Here is a 12,402-nt window from a genome sequence, read left to right as displayed (position 1 = left end):
GAATAGAGATGCGCTCATGCTAGCGGATTAGCTCGGGTCAGTGCTTGTGCAAGTCACTGTAAAGAGCAGGGCGGCGGTCGTGCAGGTAGTTGTAGGCCGCACGGGAATCTTCGATCAATTGGCGATCCAGCTCACCGACGATTAACGCCTCGTCCAGTCCGGCCAATGCGGGACGGCTGCCATCCGGCGCGGCGATGCTGCTTTGCCCGCAATACTGCAACTCACCTTCGTGACCGCAGTAGTTGGCGTAAGCCACGAAACACTGGTTTTCGATGGCTCGGGCGCGCACGGTGACGTCGGCGATGAACTCGTAGGGCTGCATGTTGGCGGTCGGCACCAGGATCAGTTCGGCACCGGCCAGGGCCAGGCGTCGGGCGTTTTCCGGGAATTCCAGGTCGTAGCAGATCAGGAAGCCGAGTTTCCAGCCGTTGAGTTCGACGATGGGCAATGCGGCGTCGCCGGCGCTGAACATGGCGTGATCAAGGTCGCCGAACAGGTGGCTCTTGCGGTAGTTGGCGAGGCGTTCACCCTGGGCGTCGATCAGTTGCACCGAGTTGTAGATCTGCCCGTCTTCACTGCGCTCGGGGTAGCCATAGACAATCGCCAGGTTTGCCGCCTTGGCAATGCGGGCGATCTGCTGCGCCCATTCGCCGTTGTAGACCTCGGCCAATACATTCACCGCGTCGACGCCGATGTTATAGCCGGTCATGAACATCTCCGGCAGCACCAGCACATCGGCGCCCCTGGCCTCCAGCGCCACTCGGTGCAGGCGTTGCAGGTTGCCGGCTGGATCCAGTGGCAGCGGTGGGCATTGGTAAAGGGCTACACGCATCAAAAACTCCTTTTATTCGGGCAGGGCGATCGGACCGATCTCGTGGAACACATCACCTGGACCCGGGTTCTCGGCGTGAGTTTCACCGCCGAAGTGCTTCATGATTCCCCACACGGCATTGAGCGAGGTCTGTACCGCGCCTTCGACCCAGGCCGGTGTCCATGAGACGTCATCGCCAGCTATAAAGATCCCGCGCTGTTCGGCCGGCATGTCGTCCTGCATGAAATGCGCGTACATGCGCTGGTTGTAGCGATAGTGGCCGGGCAGGGCGCCTTTGAATGCACCGAGGAAGTGCGGGTCGGCTTCCCACGACACGGTGATTGGGTCGCCGATGATCCGGGCGGCGATATCCACCTTGGGGTAGATCTTTTTCAGGGCATCGAGGGCCAGCTTCACGCGTTTTTCCACTGGATGCGGCAGCATTTTCAGGGCATCGCTCATCCAGGAGTACGACAGGCAAATCACCCCCGGCTTGTCATCGCCATTGTCGAACAGGTACGTGCCGCGGGTAAGACGGTCGGTGAGGGTCATGCTCATCAGGTCGCGGCCGGTCTCCGGGTCCTTGTCCTTCCAGAATGGCCGGTCGACCATCACGAAGGTCTTCGACGATTGCATGTAGCGGGTGCGGTCCAGGGCCATCCACATTTTTTGCGAGAACAGCGCCTCTTCACATTCGATCTGGGTGGTCAGCAGCCAGCTCTGGCAGGTGACCAGCACTGCGGCGTACTCGCGGGTGTTATCCCAGACGTCCGTCACGCTGAACCGGCCCTCGGCGGCGCGGGCGATGCGCTTCACCCCGCTGCGCGGGGCGCCCAGGTGCAACGAACTCAGGCTGGTACCTTCCGGCCAGTGCACGCAGCGCTCCGGCACGTGGCTCCAGATGCCGTGGGGCACCTGTTCGACACCGCCGACCACCAGGTGCTGGTGGTCGTCACAGTTGGTCATCACGACGCGGAAGATTTCCAGCATCGAATTGGGGAAGTCCGAGTCCCAGCCGCCAGTGCCGAAACCGACCTGGCCGAACACTTCGCGGTGCTGGAACGAGAGTTTGGCGAACGCCTTGGAGGTGGCGACGAAGTCGTAGAACGTGCGGTCGTCCCACAGTGGCACCAGGGTGTTCCACAGTGCCTTGAGACGTGGCACGTCGCGGTCGCGGATCGCCTGCTGGATGTCACCGAAGCGCGAGCCGTCCTCCAGCGCGTCGGCCCAGGCGTCGGCGACTTCCTGGAACAGGGCTGGAAGGTCGGCCAATTTCTGTGCGTAGTAGGTCTGGCCTTCCAGATCGATGACGGTACTGCCCGAGGCGGGAGTCAGGGGGTTGGGGAACGGTTTTGTCTCCAGGCCCAGCTTGTCGACATAGTGATAGAACGCGGTGGAGGACACCGGAAAACGCATGCCGCCCAACTCGGCAATCACCCCTTCGGCGCCATTGAACGCCTGTGAGCGCAGGCGCCCACCCATTTTCGAGGCCTCGTAGACCACGGGCTTTAGGCCCAGCTTCATCAACTCGTACGCCGCCACCAGGCCGGCAATCCCGGCACCGACAATCGCCACTTCCGCACCGTGGTTATGGGCCGGGATACTGCCCAGGCCCGCCGGATGCTCGATCCAGTCGTCAAAGGCGAAGGGAAAGTCCGGCCCAAAAATGGTGATGGGCTTCTTACCGTCTGCTGGGTGGCGATTGTGCTTGTTCATGACTGACCTTGATGGGCGACTCGACGCGGTGTTCGCGTCTGAGTATAGGAAAGATGCCAGCCATTCTAGGGAGGGTGGGACACGTTAATAAGACACAATATGTCGTCGTTTTGAGTGCAATCCAGTCATTTTGATCTGTTCATCAAGCGTAATGACGAAACCCGTCCCCCGCAGGTTAAGTTATGTAGGGCCTAGACGGGCTGGCCCCGATCAATCTTGCTGCTGAGGATGATCGAAGTAGTGGTCTTTTCCACGCCGTCCACGCTGCCGATCTGGTCCAGCAACTGGTCCAGTTGCTCCGGCGAGTCCGTGCGCAACCAGGCGACATAGTCGAACTCACCGCTGACCGCGCACAGCTGTTGCACTTGGGCCATGGCGCTCAAGCGTCGCAGCACGTCCTTGCCCGAGCGCGGCTGGACCTTGATGCCGACATAAGCCTGCAAGCCACCGTCAATCACCCGTTGGCCCAGGCGCACGCCATATCCGGTAATCACCTTGGTCTTTTCCAGGCGCGCCAGCCGCGAGGTCACGGTCGTGCGGGCGATACCCAGTTGCCGGGCAAGCATGGCGACGCTCTCTCGGGCGTTGATTTGCAGCGCCGCGATCAGTTGCCGGTCGATTTCGTCGAGGACGGGGGGGCGGGTGTCAGTCAAAGGGGGGCTCCGGCGCAGGCATCGATGGCGAGCATGTTACAGGCTCACGCGCTCGAAATAGCCAATGGCGGGTAACGCCAGTGCGTGCCACGCAAAGGCGAGGTCCGCCTGGGACGACCTGAGCCAGATACCTTCCTGGTAAATCAGTTGTTCAGCGGGCAATTGCAACAGAGCGTCCAGCAAGAACGACTGCACCGAGCCTTGATCCTCGCTGCTTTCGGTTTCCCAATCGTGCTCGAAACACCGTATCTGCACTTGTTCTTCGTCGAAGCTTTCGAACTGAGGCCGATTGCCCAACCATTGCGGATGTATCCGCAGCGTATGCGCTTGGACATCGAGGAACAGCAATTGCCAGCCCCGGTAGCTTCCACACTGTTCTGCCACATCGGTTGCCATACAGGTCAGCGCCAGATAGCGGCCGTTTGGTGACCAGGTCATCGAGGGTGCCAGATCAACCAATGCGCAACCCGAGGCCGTTAGCAGGTGTCCGCCGAGACGGGGTGTACCGGCACGTACCCAGCTGTCGGCGTATTCCGTCTCGCTGCCGAACAGCCAGGCGGCATCCTGATCATTCGGCGCAGGCTGGATGAAATCACCCTCGGCGGTGGCCGCTTGTGGGCGGTCCACCAGGCGCCAAGGCTCGACGGTGCTGAGCTGTGACGCTGTCGGTTGCAACTGCACCGTGTTGTAGAACAGTCGGGATTGTTCGTTTGGACGAAAAAAGGGCGAGTCACTGCCAACCTCCGGCGCGGCGACGTTGAATCGCTGCAATGGGTTGCTTTCCCTATTGTTATCCAGCCGACCTTGAACGACCGCCAGGCTCAGCCGGCCATCGCGAAAGTCGAGTATTCGCTCTATCCACATTGCAGGTCCTTCCAGCAAGCATTGCTCCTGCAAGTCTGCTACCACCGCGTGGGTAGTAACAGTGGTTGAACCGTCGAAGGGCAGCAGCGCCAGGTAGCGCCCACATTCGGAGACTCGATGATCCAGCAACCAGGTTCCAGGCAAGGACCAGTCGCCGATCCTGCAGCGATAGCCACCCAAGCCTTCGCGATTGTCACCGAGCCAGGTCAGGACAGCGCGCACGTCGCCCTGCAACGGTTGTTGCGTCTCGATACAGGAATCGCCTCGCCGGCCCTTGCTGTCCAGCGGCATCACAATCGCCATGCGGGTCAGCTTGAACTCACCGACCTGCACGCGCCCCTGGGCGTCATGACCGGTCTGGGTTTCGGTATCGCCATGGATACTGTCCAGGCGATAGCCATAACGGCCGGATCCTGGGCGCGGATAGTCGAGGTACGCGCCGATACGCACATGGTCGGCGTCGAGGCCCAGCAGTTCATGCCAGTAGAAGGACGGTTCCGCGGCGCTCTTCACCCAAGGCGAGGGCAGGACGCGCCAGCCGGTGTCGAGCTGCCACAACCAATACTGGTCGCCCTCCGTTTGACTGCCTTGCTCCTGGGCCAGGCACACCAGGGCGCGTTGATCGGTGCTCCATATCAGCGGTGCGTCTGCCGCCATCAGCAGGTCGGACGGTTGCCCGTTGACGCTGACGGTATAGCGCGGCGAAAGCAGGGGATCCAGTGGCTGGGCCAAGTCACGAAAGGTCGAGGGTAATGAGATATCGCCCTGCAGGCATTGCTGGCCATCAGCGGAGCGCCGTTCAAAGGTCTGCTCAGGATGCCAATCGGATTCCAGCCATAGGTCGGCGACAGGCACCAGAGGGGTGACGCTGGCCGTTTGCAGCAGCTCATCGAGGCGGGTTTCGCGAACGCTGTCGTCCACCAATGGACTGTGGCGACCGCGCAATACGTCGAGATCAAACGTGTCCAGCTCCCAGAGCTCGCTATCGGCACAGCGGTACAGCTGGCGCTGCTGACGATCAAGGACCACCAGGCCCCAGCTCTGCCGGGACGGTATTGGCGCAGCAAAATAACGTCCATCGCTGGAGAACACTGCCGAGGAGCCAATGCCTTGCAGGAGCACACCGTCGGGGAACAGATAATCGCAATAGGTGGGGCCGCCCATTGCGATTTCACTGTGGTTGAACACCCGGATCGGCTCGCCTTCCGGGGTCAGCAGCGGCTCGTTGCCTCCCCAGGCACTCGGTCCTTTGGCGCAAACCACGACCAAGCCCAGACGCCGCTCCCAGGCACTGACGCACGCGAGCCCGCCGATGATGCCGACGATGGCCACCAGAATCCCCCACCACTCGGGCAGGGCCCTGCCCAGGCTGAAGCCCAGGCCGAACACGGCGCCGATCATCAGCCGGGCAACGCCTCGCGCCGTCGATAAAAAGCCGAAACGCGCGGCAAGTCCCATCAGCAGGCCGAAGAACAGCACCACCAATAAAGCCAGCACAGGTGGCAGCAGCGTGACGAAAAAGGCCGGCACCAGCAGGATGCTGAGTTGCCAGAACAGGTCAAGAAACAGTCTAGAGAGGCTGGGGCTGGCGATGATGGGCGTCTCGGTGAGGAAGCGGAGCGGTCTTGGGTGTGAGGATTGTGAACTTCACAGAGTATTACTGCAGGTGAGTAGAGGGACAAGGGCGGGGCAGCGGCTGGTTACCAGAGTTGTTATGGGCATCAAAGTTAAAGCTCAATTCGACAAAAAAACCAGACCCGGATGGGTCTGGTTGTAGGGGCCGCCGGCGTCTAGACAACTTCCTCAATATCGAGTGCTCACGTTCCAGCACGGTGCAAGTAGCGATTAAAAATCGAAGAACACCGTTTCTGATTCACCCTGCACATGAATGTCGAACCGATAAACCAACGTGCCATCCAGCGTGGAGCGCCTGGCAATCAGGGATTCGCGACGTGGCGGCTGCTCGATCAGACCCAGGATGGGGTCCACGGCGTTCGCCTCGGCTTCGTCGTCGAAATACAGGCGGGTCTGCAAGTGAATGTTGATCCCGCGAGCAAACAGGGCAACGTTGATATGCGGGGCCATGGGCAAACCTGCGGCGTTTTTCACTGTGCCGGGTTTTACGGTCTTGATTATCCACTCTCCATCATCGGCGGTGGCCGTCCGGCCAAAACAGTTGAAGGACTTTTCCAGATTGTATTCGGTGTCGTAGACGCCTTCTGGATTCGCCTGCCAGAACTCCAGAAACGCATCACGAATCAAATGGCCGTTACCGTCATAAACGTGGCCCATCAGTACGATGTGTTCACCTGGTGCGCCACGCTTGGCCATTTCATTCCAGACTTCCTGTTCTCGCGGCGGATTGCCTGCCGCCTGCAGTGCCAAACCGATATGCACATAAGGGCCGGCCGTTTGCGAAGGGGTTTCAGGCAGAAGTTGAACGGACATTCGCATGCCTCCTCAGCGGTTTTCGAAGTGGGTCTTGCGCTGTCCGCGCAGAACAATATCAAAGCGATAAGCCAGGCAATCCATCGGATTGGCCATGCTCATATCAAGCTTGGCGATCAAACTTTGCACCGCCTCCTGATTCGCGATCGTCTTGACGATCGGGCACATGGGAATGAGCGGATCACCTTCGAAATACAGCTGAGTAATCAAACGTGTGGAAATGGATGGGCCGCTGATGGATACGTGGATGTGGGCCGGTCGCCAGTCATTGGGGCCGTTGCGCCATGGGTAGGGACCCGGTTTGACCGTGCGGAAGCTGTAGTGGCCGTCACGGTCAGTCAGCGCGCGGCCGACCCCGCCGAAATTGGGATCAAGCGGTGCCAGATAACTGTCTTTCTTATGCCGGTAACGGCCACCCGCATTGGCTTGCCACATTTCCACCAACGTATGGGGAATTGGCTTACCGAACTGGTCACAGACCCGGCCCGCGACGATGATGCGTTCGCCGATGGGCAGGCCTCCGTGATTGAAATTGAGCAGCAGATCGTTATCGTGCGGGCCCATTTTCAGGTGGGAAAAATCCGGGCCGCTGGTTTCCGACAAAGACTGGGGAATGCTCACCAGGGCCTGGCGTGGTGAGCGCAGGATCGAAGTCTTGTAGTCAGGTGTCAGGGCTTTGGGGTGCCAATTACGGTCACGAATGACGAAGCGGCTGTCATGCGCATCAGACATGTCGATTTTTCCTATTGTTATGGATCGTCAGAGGCAAGTGCTGCGTTGGCAGCGACTGGTAGCCCAGTTTCCTCTTGCGCGACCTAATCCAAAATTGAAAAAACCGACTTGATCCATAACCGGATGGTTATGGATATTTTCCTTCGAGGTATTCCTTCCCGACTTCGCGAAGGGCCTCCATGCACCACTGCGCCTGGGGTGTGACCGGCAACGCGGGATTTGTGCATAGCCCCACGGAACCGCCTGGTTCGCGCGTCCCTAATTCCAGCTCCACCAATGCGCCTTGTCTCAAGTCCTGCCGGACAGCGTCGAAAGGCGCTACCCAGATGGCCTGGCTGCATTGTACGTAGCGTCGACTCAACGCGACCGACAGGGTTTCCAGGCGCTGGCGTGATGGGGTGATACCGTGCTGCACAAACAGGGCGTCGGCGAATTTACGGATCGTCGTCCCCGCCAATGGAAGTACCCATGGATAGTCTTCGAGGCTCTTTTGCCCCTGTGGATTTGCGAGCACGGGATGGTTGTTACACACCACCAGGGTCATGGATTCGCTGTAGAGGTGTTCGAACGCCAGCCCATGAATCAATGGACTATCGGTCATTCTGCCTACCACCAGGTCCAGCTCCCCGACGCGCAGTTGCGATAGCAAGTACGCACTGGGGCCGGTCACCACACTGACCACCAGGGCCGGATGTCGAGCATGCAATCGACAGACAACCTCCGGAATCAACAGGCTTTCAACCGTGGAGAGCACGCCAACGCTAAGGACAACAGGTTCGTGGACACCTGCGCGCAAGCTATTGACCCCCTCGCGCAGCGCTTGCACGCTCGGCCCCGCATATCGCAGAAAAGCTACACCGGCTTCCGTCAGCGTCGCCCCTTTCTTGCTTCGCTCGAACAACACGGCAGCCAGCAACGTTTCCAGCTCCTTGAGCGTCTTGGAAAGCGCCGGTTGGCTGATTGCCAATTTGTCTGCCGCACGGGCCAGGCTTCCCTGACGCGCCACTTCGAGAAAACACACCAGATGACGGAATTTGATGCGTGTGTCGATGTTCACTCGGGTCGCTGCCTTCAAAGTACTTGGGATGCGCAGTGTTTGTGCTGCCGGTTGCCGCGCGTGGGCTACTTTTCCAACAGTATCAGCCTTGGTTGTCTGTCTGCTCTGTGCATGACGTCCGGGCGTGCAAAGTCCGCCGTCTCGAAAACACAAAAGCCGCGCAATGCGCGGCTTTCAAGATGGTGGGCCCACACGGACTCGAACCGTGGACCAAAGGATTATGAGTCCTCTGCTCTAACCAACTGAGCTATAGGCCCTCAGTAGGTCGCGGATTATAGCGACGGTTTCTCGGCTGTGCTATCCGAAAAATCCGATACGGTCATACGAAGAAACGTTGCGGCAAACTCTTCGGCACACAGAGGCAGGCTGACGATGTAGCCCTGGATCTGTTCGCAACCTTCCTCGGTCAGGAATTGTTGCTGGGCCAAGGTTTCGACGCCTTCGGCGATGATGGTGAATTGCATGCTGCGGCCCAGGGCGATGATTGCCCGCACGATGGCCGCGTCGTGGGGGTCGTCGGGCAGGCCGCGGACGAAGGACTGATCGATCTTGAGGATGTCCAGTGGCAGGCGCTTGAGGTAGCTCAGGGATGAATAGCCTGTACCGAAGTCGTCAATGGCCAGTTGCACGCCGAGTTTTTTCAGTTGGTGCAGTACCGTCAGGGCTTCTTCGGCCTGGCTCATGATGAAGTTTTCGGTAATTTCCAGTTGCAATAGGCCAGGTTCAAGTTGGTGCTCGCGCAGCAGTTGTTCGATACGCCCCAGTAGGTTGGGTTGGCGCAGCTGGGCTCCGGCCAGGTTGACCGAAAGGGGGCCAAGGCTGTCGTAAGCGTCGTTCCATTCGCACAGTTGCCGGCAGGCGCGCTCCAGTACCCAATCGCCGATTTGCAGAATCATGCCGTTTTCTTCCGCCAGGGGGATGAAATGCTCAGGCGGCACGTCGCCAAACGTGGGATGAGTCCAGCGAATCAGCGCTTCGGCCCCTACCAGTCGGTTGTCGGCAAGGCTGATTTTCGGTTGGAAAGACAGTGACAACTCGTTGCGTTCAATCGCTCGCCGCAGCTCGTGTTCCAGCGCCACGCGCTCGCTGGCCTGGGCGGTGAGGTCGCGGGTGTAGCTTTCCACCCGGTTGCGGCCCTTGGCCTTGGAGCGGTACATCGCCGCGTCGGCATTCTTGACCAGCGTGGCGACGTCGCAGCCATCCTGGGGGTAGAGGCTGGTGCCGATGCTGGCGCTGATGAAAAATTCGTGTTCGCCGGCCTGGAACGGTGCGGCGAAACAGCTCAACAGTTTCTGCGCAATATGCTCGGCATCGCTGGGCTGCTGCAGGCCTGGCAGTAGGATGATGAACTCATCGCCGCCCAGACGCGCCACGGTGTCAATGTCGCGCAACTGTTCGCGCAGGCGCACGGCAATGCCTTTGAGCAGCAGGTCGCCGACCGGGTGCCCGAGGCTGTCGTTGATGTGCTTGAAGCGGTCCAGGTCCAGGAACAGCACCGCCCCCTGGCCGCCATTTTCCTGCTGGCTGTTCAGGGCCGTCAGCAAGCGGCTTTCGAACAGCGTGCGATTCGGCAGGCCGGTGAGCGGGTCGTGGTGAGCCTGGTAGTCGAGCCGGGCCTGGGCGTGCTTGAGGCTGGAGATGTCGGCGAAGACTGCGACGAAATGGGTGATTTGTTGGTCCCGATTACGCACCGCGCTGATGGTCAGCCAACTGGGGTACAGCTCGCCGTTTTTGCGCCGATTGGAAATCTCCCCCTGCCAATGCCCCTCAGCCGTCAACTGGTGCCACATCGCGGCGTAGAAGGCGCTGTCATGCAGGCCGGAAGCCAATAGCCGTGGCGTATGCCCCAAGGCTTCGGTTTCGCTGTAGCCGGTGATTTCAGTGAAGGCGCGATTCACGGCGCTGATGTGTTGCTGCGTATCGGTGATCAGGACGCCCTCGGCGGTGCTTTCGAACACCGTGGCGGCCTGTTGCAGTTTTTCCTGCATCAGATGACGTTCGGTGATGTCCCGGGCGATGGTCAGCATGCAGTCGTCATTACCGATGGGCAGCGGACGGCTGGACACTTCGCAGAGCCGTATCTGCCCGTCATTGCGGCGGATATGGCAGCTGAAATCCCTCACGAAACCGTCGCGGTTGAGCAGATCGAGCATCTGTTTGCGTTCGTTGAGATTGACCCAGATGCCCAGGTCCAGGGTGGAGCGATCCACCGACAGGGCGCTGTTGAAGCCGGTGATACGGCTGAAGCCTTCGTTGACTTCAATCAGCAGGCCGTCGCTTTGCCGTGACAGCAGCAAGCCGTCGGGGGAGGCGTGGAAGGCCTTGGCGAACTTCTCCTCGGACGTCTGCAATTGCTGCTGGGTTTCCTTGAGCTGGCTGATGTCACGCACCACCACGACCAAGGCGGGCGTCGTGTCGAGGTCGAAGGGTTCGGCGGAGATCAGTCCGGTGAATTCCTGGCCGTTGCTGCGACGAAAGGGCATTTCCAGATTGCGAATGCTCCCGGCCTGCAAACGCTGCAACAGGCTTGGACCAACGCCCTGGATGCCCCAGATATTCAGTTCGGTCGCGGTCTGGCCCACCACCTCTGCGGCACCCAGGCCAATCTGTTCTTCGAAGGCTTTGTTGACCTCCAGCAGGCAGCCGTCCATCAGGCGCGCTATCACCAGGATGTCCGGGCACTGGCGGAACACCGAGGCGAATTTCTGCTCCGAGAGGCGCAGTGCTTCCTCGGTGCGCTTGGCTTCACTGATGTCGATCATCAGTCCGCGCATCACGGGTTCGTGGCCGTGCTCGATCAGGCTGACAATGTCACGCACCCATAGGCAGCGGCCGTCGGCGGTGATGACGCGGTAGTCGATGCAGTGGTCTCGGCCCGCCGCCACTTCATGGTCGCAATAGGTCTGGGCGCGGATCAGGTCGGCTGGATGAATGATGTTGCGCCAGAACCCCGGAATCAGCCAATGGGCAAGGGGATAGCCGAGCAACGCTTCGGCGTGGGGGGAGACGTAGCTGTAGGTGAAATCGCTAACCCTTGCTTCCCAGGCAATCGCCGACAGACTTTCCACCAGCCCACGGTAGTGGTATTCGCTGCTGCGCAGTTCCTGTTCAAGCTCGACTCGCCTGGCGATTTCCGAGCTGAGCCGACGGTTGATGCGAATCACTACTGCGAGCACGCCGATCAAGAGGAGCAGCGCGGGCAGGCCGTAAAGCAGCAAGTCTGACCAGAGTTGGCGGTAATCGTGGACATTGCCGACCCACTTCTCCTGGATTTCGGTGATCTCGGCCGGGCTCATGTCTGCCAGGACCTTGTCCAGGATGCCCACCAGGATCTTGTTGTCCCGAGGGACGCCCATTGCCAGTTGATAGCGATAAGGTGTTTCCCCGCTGACATAAAGGCCGTCGAGCTTGAGCTGGCGCAGGCTCCAGACACTGGAGGCCAGATCGCCCACCACGGCGTCCACTTCATCGGTTGCCAGCGCTTGCAGGGCTGAACTGACATTGGGTAGCGCCACCAGGTTCAGGTCGGGATGGTGGTTGCGCAGCAGTTCGTGGGGTGCGTAGTTCTCCACCACGGCGATTTTCAGCCCGTAGAGATCTTTGAGGTTGTGAGGCTGTGCGCCGCCATGATGGGCCAGGATGACGATTGGGAAATCGAGATACGGGCGGGTAAACGCCAGGTAATTCTGCCGTTCGGGGGTGGACATGATGCCCGGCAAAAGGTCGATCTTGCCCTGTGCGGCCTGCTCCAGCACTACAGTCCAACTGACCGGCTCGATGGGGGTGAGCTTGATGGCCAGCCGCTCACGGATGATATCGACGTAATCGGCGGCCAGGCCCTGATAGCGGCCCTGATCGTCACGAAATTCAAACGGTGGCCATGAGGCATCGACACCCAGGCGCAAGTCGGGGTGGTCCTTGAGCCAGCGGAGCTCCTCTTCAGTGAGCGTCAACGCGCCAGCTGTTGCGGTCCAGGTTATTAATGACAGCAAAAGCGCGGCCGTCAGTCTGGGCATCAGTGTCTCATCATGGCTTGGGGAGGATGTTTCGAGTGTAGACGGGCAATAGGGCGGGGGGACAGCACGGGGGGATTTTATCTGTAGATAACAAAACCCCCGGCA

At 60.0% G+C, this 12,402-nt stretch carries 8 protein-coding genes and 1 tRNA gene; all 9 read right to left on the bottom strand.

All coding sequences use genetic code 11. The annotated features are described in order from the left end of the window. Window positions 1-37 precede the first annotated feature (37 nt). The 9 genes from EPZ47_RS27220 to EPZ47_RS27180 all read right to left on the bottom strand — a co-directional run bounded on the left by EPZ47_RS27220 (window position 38) and on the right by EPZ47_RS27180 (window position 12,297). Entirely contained in the window at window positions 38-832 is a 795-nt protein-coding gene (locus EPZ47_RS27220) for a carbon-nitrogen hydrolase family protein (protein WP_135847481.1), read from the bottom strand. Window positions 833-844: 12 nt separating this feature from the next. After that, window positions 845-2,527: a flavin monoamine oxidase family protein gene (locus EPZ47_RS27215; RefSeq protein ID WP_135847480.1), complete on the bottom strand. Its 1,683-nt coding sequence runs from the start codon at window positions 2,525-2,527 to the stop codon at window positions 845-847. Window positions 2,528-2,718: 191 nt separating this feature from the next. Further along, on the bottom strand, window positions 2,719-3,180 hold the full coding sequence (locus EPZ47_RS27210) for an Lrp/AsnC family transcriptional regulator (RefSeq protein WP_018607342.1): 462 nt from the start codon (window positions 3,178-3,180) through the stop codon (window positions 2,719-2,721). A 36-nt stretch (window positions 3,181-3,216) separates the two neighbouring features. After that, a complete protein-coding gene (locus EPZ47_RS27205) occupies window positions 3,217-5,574 on the bottom strand; it encodes a hypothetical protein (RefSeq protein WP_272949213.1) in 2,358 nt (785 codons plus the stop codon). Window positions 5,575-5,889: 315 nt separating this feature from the next. Beyond that, window positions 5,890-6,492, bottom strand: coding sequence for a protocatechuate 3,4-dioxygenase subunit alpha (gene pcaG / locus EPZ47_RS27200; protein ID WP_135847479.1), 603 nt, complete (start codon window positions 6,490-6,492; stop codon window positions 5,890-5,892). A gap of 12 nt (window positions 6,493-6,504) precedes the next feature. Continuing rightward, entirely contained in the window at window positions 6,505-7,224 is a 720-nt protein-coding gene (gene pcaH, locus EPZ47_RS27195; RefSeq protein ID WP_135847478.1) for a protocatechuate 3,4-dioxygenase subunit beta, read from the bottom strand. Between the two features lie 127 nt (window positions 7,225-7,351). After that, window positions 7,352-8,281, bottom strand: coding sequence for a pca operon transcription factor PcaQ (pcaQ, locus tag EPZ47_RS27190; protein ID WP_135847477.1), 930 nt, complete (start codon window positions 8,279-8,281; stop codon window positions 7,352-7,354). Window positions 8,282-8,461: 180 nt separating this feature from the next. Beyond that, a tRNA-Ile gene (locus EPZ47_RS27185) sits at window positions 8,462-8,538 on the bottom strand. Between the two features lie 15 nt (window positions 8,539-8,553). Next, complete coding sequence (locus EPZ47_RS27180) at window positions 8,554-12,297, bottom strand: bifunctional diguanylate cyclase/phosphodiesterase (RefSeq protein ID WP_135847476.1); 3,744 nt, start codon at window positions 12,295-12,297, stop codon at window positions 8,554-8,556. Between the last annotated feature and the right edge of the window lie 105 nt (window positions 12,298-12,402).

Origin of the sequence: Pseudomonas viciae (genome assembly GCF_004786035.1) — a bacterium.
Lineage (GTDB): Bacteria > Pseudomonadota > Gammaproteobacteria > Pseudomonadales > Pseudomonadaceae > Aquipseudomonas > Aquipseudomonas viciae.
The sequence above is the reverse complement of the archived record's forward strand: the minus strand, read 5'-3'. Positions and strand labels throughout refer to the sequence as shown.

Coding starts and splice junctions, on each gene's coding strand:
- pcaH (WP_135847478.1), bottom strand. CDS start 7,224: ATGTCTGATGCGCATGACAGCCGCTTCGTCATTCGTGACCGTAATTGG.
- EPZ47_RS27215 (WP_135847480.1), bottom strand. CDS start 2,527: ATGAACAAGCACAATCGCCACCCAGCAGACGGTAAGAAGCCCATCACC.
- pcaG (WP_135847479.1), bottom strand. CDS start 6,492: ATGTCCGTTCAACTTCTGCCTGAAACCCCTTCGCAAACGGCCGGCCCT.
- EPZ47_RS27180 (WP_135847476.1), bottom strand. CDS start 12,297: ATGCCCAGACTGACGGCCGCGCTTTTGCTGTCATTAATAACCTGGACC.
- EPZ47_RS27220 (WP_135847481.1), bottom strand. CDS start 832: ATGCGTGTAGCCCTTTACCAATGCCCACCGCTGCCACTGGATCCAGCC.